The 18,671-nt window shown below is 70.3% G+C and carries 26 protein-coding genes; 15 read left to right on the top strand and 11 right to left on the bottom strand.

The window, feature by feature from the left end:
• Nucleotides 1–15: 15 nt before the first annotated feature.
• The 3 genes from BLA60_RS14305 (at nt 16) to BLA60_RS14295 (ending at nt 2,876) form a co-directional block, all read left to right on the top strand.
• Nucleotides 16–927 carry an ABC transporter ATP-binding protein gene (locus BLA60_RS14305; RefSeq protein ID WP_075133316.1) on the top strand — a complete coding sequence of 304 codons (912 nt, stop codon included), beginning with the start codon at nt 16–18 and terminating at the stop codon, nt 925–927.
• Nucleotides 924–2,135 carry an ABC transporter permease gene (locus tag BLA60_RS14300; RefSeq protein WP_075133315.1) on the top strand — a complete coding sequence of 404 codons (1,212 nt, stop codon included), beginning with the start codon at nt 924–926 and terminating at the stop codon, nt 2,133–2,135. Before BLA60_RS14305 ends, BLA60_RS14300 begins: the two co-directional genes overlap by 4 nt.
• A 93-nt stretch (nt 2,136–2,228) precedes the next feature.
• Nucleotides 2,229–2,876 (top strand): response regulator, encoded by a 648-nt coding sequence (locus tag BLA60_RS14295; protein WP_075133314.1) that lies wholly within the window; start codon nt 2,229–2,231, stop codon nt 2,874–2,876.
• Here the strand turns inward: BLA60_RS14295 and BLA60_RS43185 are convergent.
• Nucleotides 2,873–3,010: a restriction endonuclease subunit S domain-containing protein gene (locus tag BLA60_RS43185; RefSeq protein ID WP_154814337.1), complete on the bottom strand. Its 138-nt coding sequence runs from the start codon at nt 3,008–3,010 to the stop codon at nt 2,873–2,875. The genes BLA60_RS14295 and BLA60_RS43185 overlap by 4 nt on opposite strands.
• Before the next feature lie 84 nt (nt 3,011–3,094).
• Between BLA60_RS43185 and BLA60_RS43180 the strand changes: the two genes are divergently transcribed.
• The gene (locus tag BLA60_RS43180; protein WP_154814336.1) at nt 3,095–3,748 is read left to right on the top strand and encodes a hypothetical protein; all 654 of its coding nucleotides are present in this window, start codon (nt 3,095–3,097) and stop codon (nt 3,746–3,748) included.
• Nucleotides 3,749–3,863: 115 nt separating this feature from the next.
• On the opposite strand, the gene BLA60_RS14285 is transcribed toward BLA60_RS43180, so the two are convergent.
• Together BLA60_RS14285 and BLA60_RS14280 are read right to left on the bottom strand one after the other, a co-directional pair.
• The gene (locus tag BLA60_RS14285) at nt 3,864–4,331 is read right to left on the bottom strand and encodes a hypothetical protein (RefSeq protein ID WP_075133313.1); all 468 of its coding nucleotides are present in this window, start codon (nt 4,329–4,331) and stop codon (nt 3,864–3,866) included.
• A gap of 41 nt (nt 4,332–4,372) precedes the next feature.
• Nucleotides 4,373–5,026, bottom strand: coding sequence for a histidine phosphatase family protein (locus BLA60_RS14280; RefSeq protein ID WP_075133312.1), 654 nt, complete (start codon nt 5,024–5,026; stop codon nt 4,373–4,375).
• A 65-nt stretch (nt 5,027–5,091) separates the two neighbouring features.
• On the opposite strand from BLA60_RS14280, the gene BLA60_RS14275 reads away from it, so the two are divergent.
• From BLA60_RS14275 to BLA60_RS14240, 8 genes are all read left to right on the top strand, one after another.
• Nucleotides 5,092–5,409, top strand: a complete 318-nt coding sequence (locus tag BLA60_RS14275) for an EthD family reductase (RefSeq protein ID WP_075133311.1) — start codon at nt 5,092–5,094, stop codon at nt 5,407–5,409.
• Nucleotides 5,406–6,251, top strand: coding sequence for a 3-hydroxyacyl-CoA dehydrogenase family protein (locus tag BLA60_RS14270; protein ID WP_075133310.1), 846 nt, complete (start codon nt 5,406–5,408; stop codon nt 6,249–6,251). Before BLA60_RS14275 ends, BLA60_RS14270 begins: the two co-directional genes overlap by 4 nt.
• 12 nt (nt 6,252–6,263) lie before the next feature.
• Nucleotides 6,264–7,436, top strand: coding sequence for a GNAT family N-acetyltransferase (locus tag BLA60_RS14265; protein ID WP_075133309.1), 1,173 nt, complete (start codon nt 6,264–6,266; stop codon nt 7,434–7,436).
• A gap of 76 nt (nt 7,437–7,512) precedes the next feature.
• Entirely contained in the window at nt 7,513–7,905 is a 393-nt protein-coding gene (locus tag BLA60_RS14260; protein WP_075133308.1) for a hypothetical protein, read from the top strand.
• Between the two features lie 58 nt (nt 7,906–7,963).
• Nucleotides 7,964–8,965, top strand: a complete 1,002-nt coding sequence (locus tag BLA60_RS14255; RefSeq protein ID WP_154814335.1) for a hypothetical protein — start codon at nt 7,964–7,966, stop codon at nt 8,963–8,965.
• Nucleotides 8,962–9,330 (top strand): hypothetical protein, encoded by a 369-nt coding sequence (locus BLA60_RS14250; RefSeq protein ID WP_075133306.1) that lies wholly within the window; start codon nt 8,962–8,964, stop codon nt 9,328–9,330. Before BLA60_RS14255 ends, BLA60_RS14250 begins: the two co-directional genes overlap by 4 nt.
• A 42-nt stretch (nt 9,331–9,372) precedes the next feature.
• A complete protein-coding gene (locus BLA60_RS14245) occupies nt 9,373–9,960 on the top strand; it encodes an RNA polymerase sigma factor (protein ID WP_075133305.1) in 588 nt (195 codons plus the stop codon).
• Nucleotides 9,960–10,730 carry a hypothetical protein gene (locus tag BLA60_RS14240; protein WP_075133304.1) on the top strand — a complete coding sequence of 257 codons (771 nt, stop codon included), beginning with the start codon at nt 9,960–9,962 and terminating at the stop codon, nt 10,728–10,730. Before BLA60_RS14245 ends, BLA60_RS14240 begins: the two co-directional genes overlap by 1 nt.
• 13 nt (nt 10,731–10,743) lie before the next feature.
• On the opposite strand, the gene BLA60_RS14235 is transcribed toward BLA60_RS14240, so the two are convergent.
• Genes BLA60_RS14235 through BLA60_RS14225 form a run of 3 tightly spaced genes read right to left on the bottom strand, consistent with a single transcriptional unit; the run spans nt 10,744 to nt 11,815 of the window.
• On the bottom strand, nt 10,744–10,980 hold the full coding sequence (locus tag BLA60_RS14235) for a hypothetical protein (protein WP_075133303.1): 237 nt from the start codon (nt 10,978–10,980) through the stop codon (nt 10,744–10,746).
• Nucleotides 10,977–11,423, bottom strand: coding sequence for a hypothetical protein (locus tag BLA60_RS14230; protein WP_075133302.1), 447 nt, complete (start codon nt 11,421–11,423; stop codon nt 10,977–10,979). The genes BLA60_RS14235 and BLA60_RS14230 overlap by 4 nt, the downstream gene beginning before the upstream one ends.
• Entirely contained in the window at nt 11,420–11,815 is a 396-nt protein-coding gene (locus tag BLA60_RS14225) for a hypothetical protein (RefSeq protein ID WP_075133301.1), read from the bottom strand. Before BLA60_RS14225 ends, BLA60_RS14230 begins: the two co-directional genes overlap by 4 nt.
• A gap of 180 nt (nt 11,816–11,995) precedes the next feature.
• On the opposite strand from BLA60_RS14225, the gene BLA60_RS14220 reads away from it, so the two are divergent.
• The 3 genes from BLA60_RS14220 to BLA60_RS14210 all read left to right on the top strand — a co-directional run bounded on the left by BLA60_RS14220 (nt 11,996) and on the right by BLA60_RS14210 (nt 14,470).
• Complete coding sequence (locus BLA60_RS14220) at nt 11,996–13,309, top strand: NsdA family TPR-like regulatory protein (protein WP_084734905.1); 1,314 nt, start codon at nt 11,996–11,998, stop codon at nt 13,307–13,309.
• Between the two features lie 97 nt (nt 13,310–13,406).
• The gene (locus tag BLA60_RS14215) at nt 13,407–13,976 is read left to right on the top strand and encodes a DddA-like double-stranded DNA deaminase toxin (protein WP_162292959.1); all 570 of its coding nucleotides are present in this window, start codon (nt 13,407–13,409) and stop codon (nt 13,974–13,976) included.
• Complete coding sequence (locus BLA60_RS14210) at nt 13,973–14,470, top strand: Imm1 family immunity protein (RefSeq protein WP_075133299.1); 498 nt, start codon at nt 13,973–13,975, stop codon at nt 14,468–14,470. Before BLA60_RS14215 ends, BLA60_RS14210 begins: the two co-directional genes overlap by 4 nt.
• 34 nt (nt 14,471–14,504) lie before the next feature.
• Here BLA60_RS14210 and BLA60_RS14205 read toward each other — a convergent pair whose 3' ends face one another.
• From BLA60_RS14205 to BLA60_RS14185, 5 genes are read right to left on the bottom strand one after another with little or no spacing between them, the layout of a single operon-like run.
• Entirely contained in the window at nt 14,505–15,710 is a 1,206-nt protein-coding gene (locus BLA60_RS14205) for a cytochrome P450 (protein ID WP_075133298.1), read from the bottom strand.
• Nucleotides 15,707–16,312, bottom strand: coding sequence for a GTP-binding protein (locus tag BLA60_RS14200; protein WP_075133297.1), 606 nt, complete (start codon nt 16,310–16,312; stop codon nt 15,707–15,709). The genes BLA60_RS14205 and BLA60_RS14200 overlap by 4 nt, the downstream gene beginning before the upstream one ends.
• Nucleotides 16,293–16,652: a DUF742 domain-containing protein gene (locus BLA60_RS14195; protein ID WP_075133296.1), complete on the bottom strand. Its 360-nt coding sequence runs from the start codon at nt 16,650–16,652 to the stop codon at nt 16,293–16,295. The genes BLA60_RS14200 and BLA60_RS14195 overlap by 20 nt, the downstream gene beginning before the upstream one ends.
• Nucleotides 16,649–17,071, bottom strand: a complete 423-nt coding sequence (locus BLA60_RS14190) for a roadblock/LC7 domain-containing protein (protein WP_084734904.1) — start codon at nt 17,069–17,071, stop codon at nt 16,649–16,651. Before BLA60_RS14190 ends, BLA60_RS14195 begins: the two co-directional genes overlap by 4 nt.
• A complete protein-coding gene (locus tag BLA60_RS14185) occupies nt 17,068–18,615 on the bottom strand; it encodes a sensor histidine kinase (RefSeq protein ID WP_075133295.1) in 1,548 nt (515 codons plus the stop codon). The genes BLA60_RS14190 and BLA60_RS14185 overlap by 4 nt, the downstream gene beginning before the upstream one ends.
• Nucleotides 18,616–18,671 lie beyond the last annotated feature (56 nt).

Genomic DNA, 18,671 nt, shown 5'->3' with positions numbered 1-18,671 from the left:
CAGGGGAGGGCCGGTATGGGTGATGGGCGGCTGGAGATCGATGCGGTCTCGAAGCGGTTTGGGGATGTGGTTGCGCTCCGTGAGATGAGCTTCGACGTCCGGGCTGGGGAGTTGTTCGGGTTCGTGGGGAGCAACGGGGCTGGGAAGACGACCACCATGCGGATCGCGTTGGGGGTGTTGGCCGCCGACTCGGGGGAGGTTCGGTTTGATGGGCAGCCCGTGACGCTGGAGACGCGGCGGCTGATCGGGTACATGCCGGAGGAGCGGGGGCTGTACCCGAAGATGAAGGTGGGGGAGCAGCTCGTCTACCTGGCTCGGTTGCATGGGTTGTCGAACGGCGACGCCACTCGATCGATGGTGGAGTGGACTGAGCGGTTGGGGGTTGACGGCCGCCGGGACGATGACGTACAGAACCTGAGTCTGGGGAATCAGCAGCGGGTGCAGTTGGCGGCCGCCCTCGTGCACAATCCGAGCATTCTCGTGCTCGACGAACCCTTCTCGGGGTTGGATCCGCTCGCTGTTGAGGTGATGAGCAAAGTCCTGCTGGACAAGGCTTCTGAGGGGATTCCGGTGGTGTTCTCCAGTCATCAGCTGGAGTTGGTGGAGCGGCTCTGCCACCGAGTCGGGATCATCCGTAGCGGGCAGATGGTGGCCAACGGGACCGTGGACGAGCTTCGGGCGTCGGGAACCACCGAGATCGTGGTTGACGCTCCTGGTGCCCCTGTCGGGTGGGCCGACCGACTGAACGGGGTCACAGTGCGCAGTCACGACGGGGTGCGGACCGTGCTTGCCCTGGGGGACGGGGTTGACGATCAGGCCGTGCTCGCCGCCGCGCTCGCCACGGGGCCGGTGACCGAGTTCAGCCGGCGGCGGCAGTCGTTGACCGAGCTCTACCGCAACGTCGTCACCCAGGAGGAGACGGTATGAACGCGCCTCGGGGGGACGTTCGGCTCGGGTCCTGGGAAGCCGTCAGCCTGGTCGCGGGGCGGGAGGTTCGGACCAAACTTCGGTCCAAGGCCTTCATCGTCACGACCGCCGCCACGCTTCTGCTGCTGGTCGGGTTCGCGCTGGTGATGAAGTTGATCAGCGGCGGCTCGGACGCGACCATCGGGGTCACCCAGCAGACCGCCACCCTCGCCAAGCCTCTGGAGGCCGCGGCGGGCGCCGTCGGGGAGAACATCGACACCGTCACCGTGTCCGAACAGGACGGGCGGAGCCAGGTCGCTGACGAGAGCATCGACGCGCTCGTCGTCGGGAACAGTGGCGGTGAGCTGCGGGTCGTGGTCAAGAAGGACCTCGACGACAAGCTGCGCAACGCGCTGAACGTGCTCGCCGGCCAGCTCGCGCTCAACCAGGAGATCGTCGACCTCGGAGGCGACCCGGCCCAGGTCAACGAGGCCGTCGCCGACGCCACGGTCAGCGTCGAACCGCTGGAGGAGCCGTTCCCCTACGACGGGCAGCAGCTCGTGCTCGGCGCCGTCGCCGGCATCCTGATCTACATGTCCTTGCTGCTCAACGGGCAGATGGTCGCCCAGGGCGTCGTCGAGGAGAAGTCGTCGCGGGTCGTTGAGCTGCTGCTGTCGACGATTCGGCCCTCCCAACTCATGGCCGGGAAGGTGGTGGGGATCGGGTTCGTGGGGCTCGTCCAGATGATCGTCATCGGCGGGGTCGGGGTCGCGGCGGCGATCGCGTTCGACGTGCTGACGATCTCGATCTCCACCGCCGTGGGGACCGTGATCTGGCTGATTGTCTGGTACATCCTCGGATTCCTGATGTACTCGCTGCTCTTCGCTGGGCTCGCGGCGCTCGTCTCGCGGCAGGAGGACGTCGGCGGGGTGATCTCGCCAGCCCTCATGTTCGTCATCGTCGGCTACATCCTCGGGATCTCCGTGCTGCCGTCCGACCCGGACAACGCGCTGGTCGGAGCCCTGTCGATCATCCCGGTGTTCGCGCCGACACTGATGCCGATGCGGCTGGCGATGGGCGGGGTGCCCGGCTGGGAAGCGGCGCTGTCGGTCGCTCTGGTCGCCGTGCTGATCCCCGTTCTGGTGTGGCTCGCCGGACGCATCTACGCCAACGCCGTCATGCGCAGCGGGGCCCGGGTGCGGCTACGGGACGCGTTGAGAACTGCCTGAGACCCCGGTAACCGTCCGCGACCAGGTACGATCTCCCCGAACACGCACAACTGCACAAAGCCCGCATGACCGCCCACTGTCGGGGAGGCGTTCGTGATAAAGGTGCTTCTCGCGGACGACGAAGATCTCGTTCGCTCGGGACTCCGCACAATCCTGTCCAGCGCAGGCGACATCGAGGTGGTCGCCGAGTGCGACGACGGGCTGCACGTGGCCGACCTGGCCCGCCAGCACCGTCCGCACGTCGTCCTGCTCGACATCCGCATGCGTTCCGCCGACGGCATCGTCGCGTTGCGGCGGTTGCGCGGACTGCCGGAACCACCGGTCGTCGCCATGCTCACGACCTTCGACGTCGACGAATACGTGCAGGAGGCGCTGCGTGTCGGCGCCAGCGGCTTCCTGCTCAAGGACACCGAACCAGCGATGCTGATCAAAGCCGTTCGGGACCTCGCCCGAGGCGGCGCCGTGCTCGACCCGAAGGTCGCCGCGCGTGTGCTGTCGGCCGTCGCCGACGGCGAACGCGCGGCCGAACCGGCGCGGCGGCTGCTGGCCTCACTGTCCGACCGGGAACGTGAGGTCGTCGCACTCATCGGGCAGGGCATGTCCAACGCCGAGATCGGCAGCGCCCTGCACCTGTCGGAAGCAACCGTCAAAGGCTACGTGTCGGCCGTGCTGGGCAAGATCGGCGCGGTCAACCGGGTCCAGGCCGCGCTCGTCGCCTACCGAGGCGGGCTGATCGCCTAGATCCGGATCAGATCCGCCAGCAAGCCGCGCTTGACCACGGCGAGTTTCGCCAGTTGCGCGCGGGAGGCGGCGATCGTGGCCGACTGGGCGTCCAGCACGGCGCCGACACGGCGCTGCTCCGGCAGCGAGGGCACGGGGGATGGTCGCGCCGGCGTTCACCGCCGTACTGCTCGCATTGTCGCCGACGCTGGTAGCGCATGAGAACTGGTTGCCCCGACATGCTCGACGCGTTGCTCGTCGGCGCCGGAGTGCTGTGTTCGGTACGCCTTCACCAGCACGGCACGCGGAATTCCTGTCTGGTCGCGGGGCGCCAGTACGCGGCCGCGTCGGTGGCTGTCGCGGCCGTTCTGGCGCGCCGGCGGGAGTGCCGGCTGCCGGTGGCGAGGAGCGCTGCGGTTCTCGCGTTGGTGCTCAGCACGCCGATCGCGGTGCTCGACCGCGAAGCGTTCCTCTCCGGCTGGGAATTCGAACGTGCGGGTTATGCCGCCGGCCACGACAGAATGGAAGGCGACGCGGTCCGCGTCTATCTGGATCTGCTGGTCAGCGCCGCGACCACGGCGGGGTTGTCGCGCTTGCCGTGGTCGTCCGCGAACGACGGCCGCCTGGGGTCCTCATCCTCGAAGGCCTATGACTGTTCGGTGGCCTTTGGGTGGGCGGGACTCGCCAGTACGACCCAGACGATGTGCCGATCCGGATCCGGGCAGTACCAGATCCGGCCACCAGCGGTGACCTCGTACTGCCACTGCTCCAGAAGCCGCCCGTGGATCTCGCGGGTGCCGAGCGTGCCGCGTAGGCGACTCTGCCGCGAGGGGTTCTGTGGGGTGCACGGTCGCTCAGTGAGAACGACCCAGGCCTCCCAGGTGTTCGAGTGAGCGGTGTGGCACAACTGCTCCCAGCCTTTGGCGGCTTCGTTGGTGGCGAAGCGCGCCTCCCAGCCGTCGGGACGTCGTGGCGGGGCGACGCGGTCGCCGCGTTTCGCGGGCACGATCAGGACTCGAACGGGCTGGCCACCGGGCCGAGATCGTCGTTGAGGGGGGTGCTGAGGCTGGCGGCGAGTTCCGGGGCGGCGTGGACGGTCGCGGTGGTGTGCCACTCGGCGATCGTCTGTTCTAGTGGGGACCACTGGCCGAGTTCGGCCGAGATCTGGAACGCCCGGGTGAAGTCGGCGACGAACTGGCGCTGGTCGTCGGGCGGGAGCACGTCGACCCAGGGGAACGCGTCGATCAGCGATCGCGCGATCGCCTCGTGGGCCTCCGGCGGGAGGTGCTCGACCAGGCTGCGCAGGGCGCGGGCGGCCTGTACGGCACCGGCGGCGGACCTGGAGGCCCGGTCGGCGCGGATGAGCAGCAGCGCGGCGCCGTCGCGGCGGCGCACGCGCACGTCACCCTGGTCGGCCAGTGCGGCGACCGCCTTGGGGTCGCGTTGCAGTTCGCTCCACTGCACCTCGGTGGTCATGAGTTAATTCTGAACTTTTTCAGAAGACTTCGCAACCGCGGTCAGGTGCCTGTGACCTGCGATGTTCCGTCGGGGGAGGAGCGCCACTGGGCGAACGGCCGGTCCAGGTGCCACCGCCCGTCCCGGTGGCTGAGGACCCGGTGTGCGCAGTGCTCGGGGTTCGACAGCGACTCGAACAGGTCGATGCTCCACGCGAACAGCCGCCTGACCAGCAGTCGCATGGTCAGGCCGTGGGAGACGATCAGCACGTTCCCCGGGTGGTCGGTGTCCTTGGCGATCCGTGTCTCCAGCTCCGCCAGGAAGCTCGCCACACGGTCGTCGACGTCGGCGCCCGACTCGCCGTGTTCGAGCCGGTAGAAGAAGTGGCCGAACTCGTGCCGCTTGCGTTTCTGGATCTCCTGCTCGATCGGGTCCTGCAGGTTCCCCCAGTCCTGTTCGCGCAGGCGGGGCTCCGGGACGGTGCGTTCCAGCAGGTCGGACACGCCGAGCAGGGCCAGCGTGCGCACCGAGCGCACGTACGGGCTGACGTACGCGGCCGCCGGTTCGGTCAGCAGCCCGCGGACCGCCGCGCCGGCCGTCCGCGCCTGGGACTCGCCGCGGGCGGTCAGGGGCAGGGCGTGGTCGGGGGTTCTGGTGTACGCCAACTCGTCGATGTTGCCGACGCTCTCCGCGTGCCTCAACAGGATGATCCGCACAGTACGTATCGTGCACGGTCGGTACCTATTACATTGCTTGTGCTGGCCAACGCGAGGAGTGTCACATGATCAAGTACGTTGCCCTCTACCAGGCACCGGCCGACCCCGAGGCGTTCGACAAGGCCTATCTCGAGTCCCACAAGCCGCTCATCGACGACGTTCCGGGGCTGGTCCGCCAGGAGGTCGCCAAGGTGACGCGGACCTTCGTGCCCGGCTTCCTCGGTGAGACCGCCCCCTACCTGATCGCTGAGCTGTACTTCGAGTCCAAAGAGGACATGAAGACCGCGCTGCGGTCGCCGCAGTGGCAGGCCGCTGGCGCGAACCTCACCGAGATCGGTGGCATGGAGCTGGTGGCGATGTTCTCCGCCGAGGTCGTCGAGTGAGTGCTCCCCGCACCGCCGCGGTGATCGGCGGCGGCACCATGGGCGCGGGCATCGCGCACGTCCTGCTCGCCGCCGGCACCCGGGTCACCGTCGCCGAGAACGGCGCCGCCCGGGTCGCCGCCGCCCAGGACGCCGTGGCCGCCTCGCTGCGCAAGGCCAGCGAGCGCGGCAAGCTGACCACCGGCGTCGACGAGCTGCTCGCCCGGCTCTCGGTCGTCGACGGCATCGCCTCGCTGCCGCCGGCCGCCGAGCTGGTCGTCGAGGCCGTCCCGGAGGACGTCGCGCTCAAGCGGCAGGTGCTCGGCGACGCCGCGGTGAGCTGCCCGGACGCGGTGCTCGCGTCGAACACCTCGTCGCTGTCGATCGGGGGGCTGGCGGCCGGGCTGCCCGGCGAGCGGGTCATCGGCATGCACTTCTTCAACCCCGTGCCGGTGCAGGTGCTCGTCGAACTCGTCGTGCACGACGGGCTCGCCGAGGGCACCGCCGCGACCGTGCGCGGCTACGCCGAGGCGCTGGGCAAGACCGTCATCGAGGTCCGCGACTCGCCCGGCTTCGCGACCTCACGCCTCGGCGTGGCGGTCGGCCTGGAGGCCATCCGCATGCTGGCGGAGGGCGTCGCCACCGCCGAGGACATCGACACCGGCATGCGCCTGGGCTACGGCTGGCCGATGGGCCCGCTGCGGCTGACCGACCTCGTCGGCCTCGACGTGCGGCTGTCCATCGCCGAGCACCTCGAACGCGAACTCGGCCCGAGGTTCACCCCTCCCGACCTGCTGCGAAACATGGTGGCGCGCGGCGACCTCGGTCGTAAGACTGGCCGGGGATTCTTCGACTGGTCATAGAGGAGCGGTGGCATGCGGGTGCGGGACTACCAGGCCGACGACGACGCCGACCTGTACGAGCTGTCCCGGATCGCGTTCGGCGGCCCGCGCGAGCCCGGCCCCCGGTCCTACTGGTCGGCCCACGTCGGCTTCACCGGCCTGGTCGCCGAGGACGACGGCGGGCTGGCCGGCTGTGTCAAGGTGCGCGAGTACGGCCAGTTCTTCGGCGGCGAGTCGGTGCCGATGGGCGGGCTGGCCAACGTCGCCGTGCACCCGCACGCCCGGGGCCACGGCGTGGCGAACACCCTGCTCGACGCCGCCCTGGTGCACATGCGTGACCGGGGCCAGGTCGTCTCCGCGCTGTTCCCGTCCGCGCCGGCGCTCTACCGGGGGCGGGGCTGGGAGCAGGTCGGCGTCTACGAGAGGGTGACGCTGCGGGTCGAGGCGCTGGCGATGCTGCCCAGGCCGGCGACGCGCCCGGTGCTGCGCCGGGCCGCCGAGGAGGACCTGCCGGCCGTGCTGGACGCCTACTACGCCCTGGCGTCCACAGTGGACGGAATGCTGGACAGGTCGAGCGCGTCGTTCCGCCCCGAGCAGCCTCTCGAGTTCGACCTGATCGACCTCGTGCCCGGCCCGGACGGCTCGGTCCAGGGCTACCTGCTGGCCGACCGCCCCGACGGCCAGCAGGTCATCTGCCACGACCTGGTCGCGCGCGACCCGCTGACCGCGCTGGGCCTGCTGGCCAACCTCGGCCGCTGGACCGGCATCGTCGACGAGGTGTCGCTGCGGATCGTCGACCCCGCCTGCTGGCAGTTCCTGGTGAACCAGCCGGTCGCCCACGACATCCGCAACCACCCGTGGATGCTGCGCGTGGTCGACCTGCCGGCCGCCGTCGCCGCCAGGGGCTGGCCGATGGCCGAACACCTCACCCCGTTCGCCATCGACCTGGACGTCACCGACGAGCACGCGCCGTGGAACGCCGGGCGCCACCGCATCGTCGTCGAGCACGGCAAGGTCACCTGTGAACCCGGCGGCGCCGGCACCGTCCGGGTCGACGCCCGGGCCCTGGGCCCCTGGTACGCCGGCTCCGCCGACAGCGCCATGCTCCGGCGCGCCGGCCTGATCGACGCCGCCCCGGCCGACGCCCGGATGCTCGACGTTCTCACCGGCGCCCCGCACCCCTGCCGAATGGCCAACACGTTCTGAGGCGGGAATTGTTGTCCCGGCGGGGAAAGCGCCGGGAAAGCATCGACAGAATTCCTGTGCGGGCTAGGGTGGAGCCATGCCTGACCGTGAGCCGACGCCCGAGGACGGTCCGTTGTTCCGCTCGGCCCACGACCGGGCGGACGCGATCGACCGCGCGGACGGGGGACCCGAGAAACGCAGGGCCTGGACACGTTTCGTCCCGACCGCCCTGGCCGCGCTGGCGGAAGGGTTTCTGCGGGAGGCACTGATCACCGGCGCCGTGTTGTTCTCGGTGATCGCCGGGGTGATCGGGGCGACCTCGGGAGACACCGTGTGGGCGGTGATCTGTGTGGTGTCGGGAGTTGTCGGGGTGGTGGCGATGCTCGTCGCCGTGGCGCGGCACTGGTCGTTCGGTCGACAGTGGGCGGTCATCCTCGGCGTGTTCGTCCTCCAGGCGGCCGTGATGGTCGCTTTTTGGCAAACGCACTGAAATTCCCGCTGGCGGCGTGGCATGCTCTCCGGGTTGACGACGTTGACGGGGAGTGTTCATGGCGGACATCACGGTGGAACTCAGTGATCTTCGGGGTTGGGCGGGTCAGGTCGAGCGTGGATCCGGGGCCATGGAAGCGGCCCACGGCTATGCCGCCAGCAATATCGCCGACGCCGATTTCGGGAGAATTCTGGAGCTGATCACCGGCGACTACGCGGCGCTGATCACCGCCTTCCACACCGTCCTCCAGGCCGACGCCACCGGGCTCGGGCGGGCCTCGACCGCGCTCGGGTCCAGCGCCGACACCTACCAGGCCGAGGACGAGCGCTCCCGCGAGCGGTTCACCACGATCGGCGGCCAGACCGCCGACATCACCGACGACGGTGTCGCCACCGGGTTCGACGACGGCGCGTCGGCCACCGGCAAGCTCACCCCGCCGACCGACGGCGGGGCGACGCTGCCCGAGGTGTCGTTCGGCTGGATCCTGGACAAGGTGTGCGAACTGGTGGTGTGGGTGGGCGGCCCGGACCCGCGCGAGTACGTCACCAAGTGGATCGCCGGTGACGTGGCGAAGGCGTCGAAGCAGGTGTCCGCCTGGGAACACGTCGCCGACTGCGTCGAGGTCGTCGACGCGAACCTCGACGCGGGGCGCGGGGCGATCGTGCGCACCTGGACCGGTGACGCGTCGGCCGCGTCCGCGTCGCACATGGACAAGTGGAGCACGTGTTTCACCGACCAGAGCACGGCGATGCGCCAGGTCGCCGCGCACCTGCGCGACGCCATCCAGCAGGCGGTCAACATGGCCCAGGTCGTCGTCGACATCATCAAGACGGTGATCAGCCTGGTCTCCGCCGCGCTGAGCAACGCCGCGATTCCCGCCTACGGGCAGTGGAAACTCATCAAGACCGTCAAAGAAGCCATCACGATGATCAACAGCGCCCGTAAGGTGATCATGGTGTTCTGGAACGCGCTGAACATGGTCAAGGCGCTGTTCGTCGCCGCCGTCAGCACGTTCAGCGCCGAGTCGCTGCCGCCGGCGCCCGCGGCGGTCCCGGCGTGACCAGCGACTTCTCCAGCCTGGAGGACCAGTTCCGCGAGGCCAGCGCCCAGTTCGACGAACTCGTCACCCAGACCAGGCAGGACCTCGCCCGCTTCCAACGCGACAACGAGCCGACCCCGGAGGAACTGCGCGACCTCCAGGAGGCCGCGCAGGCCGGCGACCTCGGCTTCGACATGGAGGAACTCGCCCGCCTGGTCTCCGAGGGCGACGACACCTGGCCGGCGATCTTCGCCGGCGAGTCCCCGAACGCCGCCCTCCTCCAGGGCCTGCTCACCCGCATGATCGACGAGAACCAGGAAGCCACCCGAACCGCCATCGAGGACGACCCCGACTTCGATCCGCTGCCACCTCCCGAGGAGCTGTAGCGCGGTAGGCAACACTTCCGGTCGTGGTGGGCACTACCTGACATGACGATCGACAACCGGACGGACCGGGAGCTGTGGGACACCGCCCGCGGCGGCGACGGCGGGGCCTTCGGCCTGCTGTTCGACCGCCACGCGCGTGCGGTCTACAACCACTGCTTCCGGCTCGTCGGGTCCTGGGGAGCGGCCGAGGACCTGACGCAAGCCGTCTTTCTCCTGGCCTGGCGCAAACGGGCGCGGGTGCGGCTGACCAACGACTCGGCGCTGCCGTGGCTGCTCGGCGTGGCCACCAACGTGGTGCACTCGCACCACCGCTCGGTGACCAGATGGCTGCGCACCACCCAGCGACTGCCGATTGAGGACATCCCCGACCACGCCGAGGACGTCGCCCGCCGCATCGACGACGAACGACGCATGACCGAGCTGCTGGCGGCGGTGCGGGAACTTCCCCGCAACCAGCGGGAAGCACTCAGCCTGTGCGTGTGGTCCGGCGTGTCCTACGCCGACGCCGCCGCGGTGCTGGGGATCGCCGAGGTCAGCGTGCGGGCGCGGGTCAGCAAGGCCCGCGCCCGGCTCCGTGACCAGCTCACAGCGCCCGTCGTCGCGCTCACCACCCCGGAGGAGGCTCTCTGATGAACACCACACTGCCGCCGGCCCGCGACCTGCCGCCCCACCGGCACGCCCGGATCCGCGCCACCCTCGTCCGCGCCGCGAGCCAACCGCCGCCGCGCCGGTGGCTGGCCCCGGCTCTCACCGTGACCACGGCGGTCGTCGCCCTCGGCCTGGTCATGTGGTTCGTCCCCCTCGGTGACAGTGACGGGCAGGTGGCCGGGTCGGCCACGACCACCGCCGCCGCGCCCCCGACCACCGCCGAGGAGGGCCTGCGGCAGATCCAGGTGCCTGCCGAGGACGTCCCCGGGCTCGTCCAGGGCTGCGTGGACAGCGCGGGCGTCGAGGACTATGCGGCGTTGGCCGGCGAGCCGGCCGGCACCTTCGAGCTGAAACTCGCGTTCGCCGACGCCGCCGGCCAACTCGCCGTGCTCTACAGCGGCGAGATGGTGATCACCTGCGAGTTCGGCGGCGAGTACAAGCCCGGTTTCGCCGTCCTGGGCGAGTTCCGGCCACCGATCTCCGCGGACCTCAACCAGACCGCCCCCGTCACAGGCGACCCGGAGCAGGGCTACCAGCTCGTCGTCGGCCGCGTCGATCCCGCCACGACCGCCCGGGTCACCCTCACCGTGGCGGACCTGACCACCGACGCGACGCTCGTGGGCGACGTCTACGCCGCCCGCGTCATCCGCCCGACCGACTGGTGGCTCGCGGGCGACAACCCCCCACCGGCGACGGTCGACGCGTACGACGCCGAGGGCAACCGCGTGGGCGGCGTGACCCCGCACCCCTGACGGGGCCTGTCCACTAGTCACCGGTCGCGCAGCCACAGTGCGTTTCCCAGACGAGGTCCAGCGGGGTGATCACGCTGAATCGCCGCCGCGCCGATTCCACGGACTCGTGGGTGGCGAACAGTTTCTGCCCGGTGGGTTCCCGGCGGAAGGTGACGACGTTACGGCCGGACGGCAGGTCGATGTCGAGCCCGTAGGCGAAAACCTTGTCCGGATCCTCGGTGCTGACCAGGGCGAACGGTGTGGCGGTCATGTGGTTGCTCCATGGGGTAGTGGCCCGAAGGGCCAGGTGGTCGCGATCTCGTTGCCCAGCCACTGGTACAGCGTGTCGTCGCCGAGTTCGTCCGGCCGGCCGGGCTCCAGGTCGTGGTCGAGACCGCAGTCGTTCGGGACCGGCCCGGCGACCACCGTGATGGGCACCTCGGTGTCCTCCGGCGCGTGCCCGGTGGTCGCGACGTGGATCTCGGTGCCGCACGGTGTGCGCCACGCCCAGGTGTTCCCCCGGGCGAGCGTGCGTCTCCATTCGACGATCCCCGCCGCGATCAGCGCCGGGTCCGTCGCCCGCAACCGGACGATCACCTGCGGGTGGCCGTCGGCGGTGAGCTGGATCGAGGACATCTCCGAGTTCATCGGACAGTCCCGGAAGAACTCCCGAAGGGAATCCAGGACGGCCAGATAGCGGGCGGATCCGTTCATGTGCTCCCCAGGGTTGATCGTCGGCGCAGTCGGACCGGGACCCGGGCGCCCGGCACGACGGTGCCCTCGGGTGCGGGGGTCAACGGCCCCAGCCCGCCCGGCTCGTCGGGGCGGGGGATCGTGAGCAGCGCGCGCAGCACCCACACCGCACTGACCTGCGGCGGCTGGTAGTAGCCCCAGTGGACGTGCGTCGGCGCGAACACGTCCGCCGCGTCGAGCGGTACCCGGTAGGCGTGCGAGGTGTTCTCGTCGAGAAGCACCACGACATCCGCGCACGTCGGCCACCGGTACAGGCCGGCGAGCACGTCCGGGCCGTGCTCGTCGACCCGGAACTGGTGCCAGAGGAAACCGCGCCGGCCGGCCTCCGCCAGCAGCGCGTCCAACTCCGTCATGGTGTGTCCCGTTCGGTGCTCGTGCCGGCCTTTCCGGCTCCCCACCCAGAGTCGGTCCACGGCAGCGGCGGCAGTACGCCGCCGCCGCTGCCGTCTGGCGCCTTCTCCCGTCGTCTGCCCTGATGAGGCGGTCGGCCGGCGTACGGTGAGGCGAGAACGGAACGGGGTCGGAGGTACACGGTGGGTGATCAGCCACGGACACGGCTGGAGCAGATCCTGCGCCAACGCCACCTGACCCTGGAGGACTTCCGGCGACGCTACGAACGCGCCGCCGGCACCGACCTGAGCGAACGACAGGCCTACCGCTGGGTCGCCGGAGACCTCCAGTCCCTGCCCTACCCGCACGCCCAGGCCGCGCTGGAACGCCTGTTCGGCGAACCGGCGGCCCACCTGTTCGGCGCGCCGTACGGGACCGGGGCGGTGGTGCCGGCCCGCCGGTACGGCGACCGGGGCAGCGCCCGAACCGACTGGCAGGGGCAGGTGGTCGCCATGAGCGCCGACCGCGCACGAGATTTTCTGACAAGAGCGGAGGCATCCAACGTGGGTGCGGAAACCATCGACCAGTTGGCAGACGACATCCGCCGGCTGGCGGTCGCCTCCCGGGAGCAGACGCTCATCCAGCTCCTCGGCGACCTGGTGGACACCCAGGACCGTGCGTTCAACCTGCTCGAAGGTCGCCAGAAACCGGACCAGGCCCGGGACCTGTACCTGCTCGCGGGCGTCGCGACCGGGTTCATGGCCAAGGTGTCCCACGACGTCGGCGCCGCCCACGACGCGATGACCCAGGCCCGCACGGCCTACGTCTGCGCGGACAACGCCGGACACGACGGGCTACGCACCTGGGTACGTGGCCTGCAGTCAGGGATCGCCTACTGGTCGGGCCGCCGCGACGACGCACTCCGGTACGCCGAACAGGGCGCCGAAACCGCCGCCCGCAGCCGTGGCAGTGCCAGCATCCGACTCAGCAGCGGTCAGGCACGGGCGCTGGCGGCGCTGGGCCGCATCGCCGACGCGCGTGTCGAGATCGACCGGGCCGCCGAACTGCGCGAGCGGTTCCAGCCGGACGACCTGGACAACCTGGGAGGCGGCTACTGGTTCCCCCGGTCCCGGCAGCTCTACTTCGCCGCCGACGCCCTGACCTGGGCCGCAGACGAAGCCCCCCACACCGAGCGGCTGGCGACCGAGGCACTCGACGCCCTCACCACCGCCCCCGCCCACGACCGAGGCTTCGGCGACGAACCAGGTGCGCGGTGCGCGCTGGCCCTGGCCCGCGTCCAACAGGGAAACGTCGACGGCGCCGCCGAAGCACTGGCCCCGGTACTGGAACTGAAACCAGCCCAACGAATCCACGGCATCGTGACCTCGGTCGAACACGTCCACATCGCCCTCCACCGGACCAGCCGGCCCAGCAGAACGACGACCGACCTGCTGGAAGCCATCCAGGCCTTCACCGCCGCCCGCCTGTCCCTCCCCAAAGCCGACGACCTCCCGTGACACCGCGCCGCACGCGTGTCAGAACCTGGACCACCGAGCTGACATGGCACTGAGACCAGCCGGCAGGACACTGTCGTCCCTGACCGGGATCGTGGTCATGGCCGCCGTGCTGTGGCTGGTCCTGAACTTCCTCTACGCCCCGAGCTGTGGCCGGTTCGCCTGCTCCTACATCCCATCCTGGTGGCCGACGGCATCGGCGGAAGGCACCACCGGGGACGGCTGCCCGGACAGCCTCACCGACGCCGTCACCGACGCCGCGTGGGCCGCCGACCGCTATGACAGCATCGCGGATGCCACGATCACGACCGGTCTGTTCTTCGACGAGGACGGCAACGCGTTCCGGTTCGACAGCCGGCGGGACGACGACTCGGAACGAGTTCTGTCCACCTTGTACGACCTGGGTGTGGTGCGGTCGCCGGTGCGGCCCAACGTGGTCGATCATGTGGAGGCCAAGGTGGCGGCGCTGATGCGCGAGAACGAACTCAGCTCGGGAGTGCTTGTGATCAACTTTCCTCGCGGGGTGTGCGGAACCGAGATCCAACTCCCGTACACCTGTGCGGCCCTCGTCCCGGCTCTTCTGCCCGACGGTGCCACGTTGGCAGTCTGGTCACCCCGCGAAATCGCCGACGGTCGCCCCTCGGTGAAACTCACCGGGAACGCGTCATGACCGCCAGGCTGGCCACGGTCGACCTTGCCGGTCCGGACGACCGGAACCTGCGGGCAACCGGGGTCTTCTACCTCCGTGATGCCGTCCACAACGTCTCGTTCGACAGTGTGGACGCGGTGGTCACGGTGCTGGACCTGCTGGACTCGCTGGGCGACGACTCCATGGTGCACAGCCTGTACCTCACCCCCCAGGGTGAGCCGGCGTCGGCCAACCTGCGGTTCCAGTTCAACCGGGACCACCAGGTGGCCGCCGCCGTACTGGTCGCCCTGGACAAACAGCGACGCCTTCACTCCTGGCGCACGACAGGCACCGCCGGCCGGGACGACGTCACGCTCGTCCATGACGCCTGGAACCCGGGCGACACCGTGCTTCCACCCGAGTCGTTCATCTCCGTCCAGGCACTGCGGTCTGTGGTCGTCGAGTTCGCCATCGGCACCGGGCTGCCGCCCGGCCCGGTCGAGTGGGTCGCGGTGCCTGATGTCGGCTGGTCCTGAGGTGGTGAACGCGAACCACAACGGCGCGGAGCGTCTACGGGACGTAGGTCGGGGTGAAGGTCACCGGGAGGGCGGTCAGGGCGCGCATCCACACCGACGCCCGCCAGTTCAGGGCTTCGGCGGGGACGGCCAGGGTCAGGTCCGGCAGGCGGTCCAGCAGGACCTCGACGCTGGTCTTCGCGATCGTCTCGGCGAGTTCTGGGGCGGGGTAGGGGCAGCCGTGTTCGCCGTGGCCGAAGGACATCTGGGCGCGGTTGCCGCCGGCGCCCGGGTCGGCGGCCTGGACGTGCGGGTCGGCGTTGGCCGCCGCCAGGCCGAGGACCAGCAGGTCGCCGGTGCGGATGCGTTGGCCGCCCAGGCGGGTGTCGCGCGTCGCGATACGGCCGATGTAGTTCTGGGTGGGTGTGTCGTGCCAGAGGACCTCGTTGAGGGCGTCGCCGACGCTGGCTCGGCCGCCGGACAGGTTGGTGGCGAAGCGGTCGTCGGTGAGCATCAGGCGGATGGTGTTGCCGATCCAGTTCGTGGTGTGCTGGTGGGCGGCCGACAGGATCAACAACAGGTCCAGGCGGATCTCCTCGCCGGTGAGGTTGGCGGCGTCGGCCAACAGTGCACTGGGGACGTCCTGGCCTGGCAGCTCACGCTTGTCCTCCACCAGGACCCGCATCGTCTCCTGGACCCGGTCGAACGCCTCCATGGAGTTCGCGCCGGTCGAGTCCAACGACGCCACCAGGTCGGCGACCAGGCCGGGGGTGTCGGCCTCGGTCATGCCGCACATGACCGCCGCCGCCTGCAACGGGATGCGCTCGGCGTACTGGGACATCAGCTCCGCCTCGCCGCTGCCGGCGAACTTGTCGATCAGCTGGTCGGCGATGCGTTCGCAGTGCGCGCCGAGGTCGAACTGGTCCACCGACGCCAGCGCGTCGCTGATCGCGGTCGCCCGGCGGCGATGCTCTGGGCCCTCGGTGAACATGATCGAACGGTTGTAGACCACGTAGGCCATCAGCGGCCAGTCGTCCGGAATGCGGTCCCACGCGTTCCACCGGCGGGTGTCCCTGGCGAACAGTTGCGCGTCCGTCGTCACCTGGTGCAGTTCGCGGTAGCCGCACACGAACCACGCCGGCACGTCGCCCTCCAGCAGCACCGGGGCGACCGGGCCGTAACGCCGCCGGATGTCCTCGTAGAGCGCACCCGGGTCGCGCTGGAACTGGGGGCCGTAGAGCTTGGCCAACGCCTCGGTCATGTGCCGGCACCTTCCGTGGACAGCGCGTACAGGTGGTCGACGAGGGTGATCAGCACCCGCTTCACCGACTCCCGGTCCCGCGCGTCACAGTCGACCAGCGGCACGTCCCCGGCCAGCGACAGCGCCTCGCGGACCGCGTCCAGGTCGTGGCCGGCGCCCGGGAAACTGTTGCGGGCCACGATGAACGGCGTCCCGTGGTGCTCCAGGCGGTCGATGGCGTACCAGGAGTCCTCAAGGCGCCGGGTGTCCACCAGCACCACGGCGCCGAGCGTGCCGGCGAACAGCCTGTCCCACAGGAACCAGAACCGTTCCTGGCCTGGCGCGCCGAACAGGTAGAGCACCATCTGCTCGTTGAGGCTGATCCGGCCGAAGTCGAACGCGACGGTCGTGGTCGTCTTGTCCACCGCGCCGGCGTTGTCGTCGACCCCGACCCCGGCCTGGGTCATGGTCTCCTCGGTGCTCAACGGTCGGATCTCGCTCACCGAACGGACCAGGGTCGTCTTGCCGACCCCGAAACCACCGACGACCACGATCTTGAGGCCCTCGGTCACTGTGCTGGCCAGCGGCGTGTGTGCCTGCGGGTCAGAGGTTCTTGAGTCCAACGAGCACCTTCTTCAGGATCGCGGCATCGGGCAAGTGCGCGTTCGCGCGGGCGGACGTCGGGTTGCGCGCGGTCACCCGGCCGCCCGCGACCAGGTCCGACAGCAGGATCTTCGTCACCCCGACGGGCAGGCCGAGCTCGGCGGAGATCTCCACGACGGCCGCCGGCGCGCGGCACATCCGCATGATCCGCACGTGCTCGGACTGCATCCCCGGCTCCGGCTCACCGTTGGTGACGATCAGCGTGACCAGATCCAGGTTGGTGTCCTTGGAGCTGCTGCGGCCCCTGGTCAGCGTGTAGAGCCGGTCGGGGCCCTCGCTGTCGAGGTGGCGGCGGGTCATGCCGGCCGCGAGTGCTGGGGCCGGCGGGGCGGGGCGATCAGGAAGTCGCCGATCTGCTCGACCAGCTCGTTCATCTTGTGGCCGATCAGGCCCACGTCGGCTTCGGCCTCGGCCAGCACCGCCAGGTGCGCGCCCTCACCGGCCTCCACGATGAACAGGATGCCGCCGTGGAACTCGGTCATCGACTGCCGCACGCCGCCGGTGCCGTCGCCGAACTCCACCGACGCGCCCTGCGAGAGCGCCTGCACACCGGCGGCGATCGCGGCGAGCTGGTCGGCCTTGTCGATGCTCAGGCCAGCGGTGTGGCACAGCTTCAGGCCGTCCCGGGACAGCACGAGCGCGTGCGTGGCACCCGCGGTGTCGGACACCAGGGTCTCCAGCAGCCACGTGAGGTTGGCGTCGGTCGCCATGCCGGTCATCGGTGATCATCCTCTCCGGTCGCTGACGGACCTGCGGACGGATCGGTGGTCTGGCCACCGTCCGGGGACTTGGGGGTGCGGCTGCCTTGCTGGAACGCGCTGAACCGCGCGGCGAGGTCGGTGCGCGGCTTGGGCCGGGGCGGCACCGGCGGCTCGCTGGCGCCCCGCACGCGGGCCAGGGTGCTGCCGCGCGGACGCTTGGGCAGCGTCAGCTTGTCCGGTGGCTCGGTGTCCTCCGGTGTGCTGTCCGGTTCGGGAGGCTGCCCGGGATCGTCCTCGGTGGGCCGGGCGGCGAGCTGACCGGGCTCGGGCTCCGGTCGCGGCGGCGGGTCCGGGTCGAGGACGGCGGTCGTGCCCCTGGCCTGCCGGGCGGTGCCCCGGCGCGGCTGCGGCGACGGGGTCGTCGGCAGCGCCATCGGCAGGGTCGACGGCGCCGGCAGATCGGCCTCCTCACGCGGGTGCACGACCAGCTGGTTGGGCACCCGCACGACCACACCGGTGCCGCCGCGCGAGGAGGGCCGGAAGTACACGTGCAGCTTGTGTTTGCGCGCCAGGGCACCCACGACGACCAGGCCCAACCGGCTGCCGGAGAGCCGGGCGAGGTCCAGCGGCCCGTCGGTCGAGACCACCGCCTCGGCGCGCGAGAGCGCCTGCGGTTTCATCCCGAGGCCGCCGTCCTCGATGGTCACGACGACGCCGCTGTGCAGCTCCTCGACGTAGACGTGCACCTCCTCGGTCGGCGCGGAGAACCGGGTGGCGTTGTCCATCAGCTCGGCCAGCGCGTGCATCACGTCCTCGGCGGCGTAGCCGACGATCGCCGCCTCGCTGCCCGAGTGGACCCGAACCCGCTGGTAGGCCCGGATGCGGCCCATCGCGCCGCGCAGGATGCTCTCCATCACGATCGGCCTGGTCCAGCGCCGGCCGGAGCGGGCGCCGGTGAGCACCGCGATGCTGTCGGCCAGCCGGCCGGTCTGGGCGGTGCTGTGGTCGAGTTTGAGGAGGTCACCGAGCACCTCCTCGGAGTGCCGGCCCTCCATCTCGCGCAGTTCGGCGAGCATGCTGGTCGCCATCGCCTGCACGCGGCCGGCGGCGCTCGCGCACGCGGCCATCACCGCCGCGCGCTGGCGTTCGCTCACGCCGACCTCGCGGGTCACGGTGCGCAGCAGTTCACGGTGGATCCCGTTGGCCGGACGGGGAAACTCGTTGAGCACGGTGGTCGCGGTGGCGCCGTCGCGGACCCGGCCGGCCGCCGCCGGCACCACGTCGTTGACCAGCGTCGCGCTCTCCCGCTCCAGGGCCGCGAGCCGGGCGCGGTGCACCTGGACCCTGGTCGCCGCGTAGACGCCGGTGCCGACCGCGACGCACAGCGCGACCGACAGTCCGCCGGCCACCAGCGCGACCGGTAACTGGTGGTCCTCCGGCACCCGTAACACGATCCAGACGGTCGCCACACCGGTGACCACAACCGCGACGAGCAGGGCGAATAACGCATCGGTCAGCGAAGACCGTTGGGACCGTTCGGAAACAGGCGCTCGTGCTGACATCGCGTTCATCCTCGTGCTCGGCTGCGCACAGAAACATACTGGACAGCGCAATCCAG

It is taken from the genome of Actinophytocola xinjiangensis (assembly GCF_001921215.1).
Classification (GTDB): domain Bacteria; phylum Actinomycetota; class Actinomycetes; order Mycobacteriales; family Pseudonocardiaceae; genus Actinophytocola; species Actinophytocola xinjiangensis.
This window is presented reverse-complemented; position numbering and strand designations above follow the sequence as displayed.

Excerpts from the sequence above, each read along its gene's own strand:
- BLA60_RS14305 (WP_075133316.1), top strand. The coding sequence starts at position 16 with ATGGGTGATGGGCGGCTGGAGATCGATGCGGTCTCGAAGCGGTTTGGG.
- BLA60_RS14300 (WP_075133315.1), top strand. The coding sequence starts at position 924 with ATGAACGCGCCTCGGGGGGACGTTCGGCTCGGGTCCTGGGAAGCCGTC.
- BLA60_RS43180 (WP_154814336.1), top strand. The coding sequence starts at position 3,095 with ATGCTCGACGCGTTGCTCGTCGGCGCCGGAGTGCTGTGTTCGGTACGC.
- BLA60_RS14285 (WP_075133313.1), bottom strand. The coding sequence starts at position 4,331 with ATGACCACCGAGGTGCAGTGGAGCGAACTGCAACGCGACCCCAAGGCG.
- BLA60_RS14275 (WP_075133311.1), top strand. The coding sequence starts at position 5,092 with ATGATCAAGTACGTTGCCCTCTACCAGGCACCGGCCGACCCCGAGGCG.
- BLA60_RS14265 (WP_075133309.1), top strand. The coding sequence starts at position 6,264 with ATGCGGGTGCGGGACTACCAGGCCGACGACGACGCCGACCTGTACGAG.
- BLA60_RS14260 (WP_075133308.1), top strand. The coding sequence starts at position 7,513 with ATGCCTGACCGTGAGCCGACGCCCGAGGACGGTCCGTTGTTCCGCTCG.
- BLA60_RS14255 (WP_154814335.1), top strand. The coding sequence starts at position 7,964 with ATGGCGGACATCACGGTGGAACTCAGTGATCTTCGGGGTTGGGCGGGT.
- BLA60_RS14245 (WP_075133305.1), top strand. The coding sequence starts at position 9,373 with ATGACGATCGACAACCGGACGGACCGGGAGCTGTGGGACACCGCCCGC.
- BLA60_RS14240 (WP_075133304.1), top strand. The coding sequence starts at position 9,960 with ATGAACACCACACTGCCGCCGGCCCGCGACCTGCCGCCCCACCGGCAC.
- BLA60_RS14235 (WP_075133303.1), bottom strand. The coding sequence starts at position 10,980 with ATGACCGCCACACCGTTCGCCCTGGTCAGCACCGAGGATCCGGACAAG.
- BLA60_RS14230 (WP_075133302.1), bottom strand. The coding sequence starts at position 11,423 with ATGAACGGATCCGCCCGCTATCTGGCCGTCCTGGATTCCCTTCGGGAG.
- BLA60_RS14225 (WP_075133301.1), bottom strand. The coding sequence starts at position 11,815 with ATGACGGAGTTGGACGCGCTGCTGGCGGAGGCCGGCCGGCGCGGTTTC.
- BLA60_RS14215 (WP_162292959.1), top strand. The coding sequence starts at position 13,407 with ATGGCCGCCGTGCTGTGGCTGGTCCTGAACTTCCTCTACGCCCCGAGC.
- BLA60_RS14210 (WP_075133299.1), top strand. The coding sequence starts at position 13,973 with ATGACCGCCAGGCTGGCCACGGTCGACCTTGCCGGTCCGGACGACCGG.
- BLA60_RS14205 (WP_075133298.1), bottom strand. The coding sequence starts at position 15,710 with ATGACCGAGGCGTTGGCCAAGCTCTACGGCCCCCAGTTCCAGCGCGAC.
- BLA60_RS14195 (WP_075133296.1), bottom strand. The coding sequence starts at position 16,652 with ATGACCCGCCGCCACCTCGACAGCGAGGGCCCCGACCGGCTCTACACG.
- BLA60_RS14190 (WP_084734904.1), bottom strand. The coding sequence starts at position 17,071 with ATGACCGGCATGGCGACCGACGCCAACCTCACGTGGCTGCTGGAGACC.
- BLA60_RS14185 (WP_075133295.1), bottom strand. The coding sequence starts at position 18,615 with ATGTCAGCACGAGCGCCTGTTTCCGAACGGTCCCAACGGTCTTCGCTG.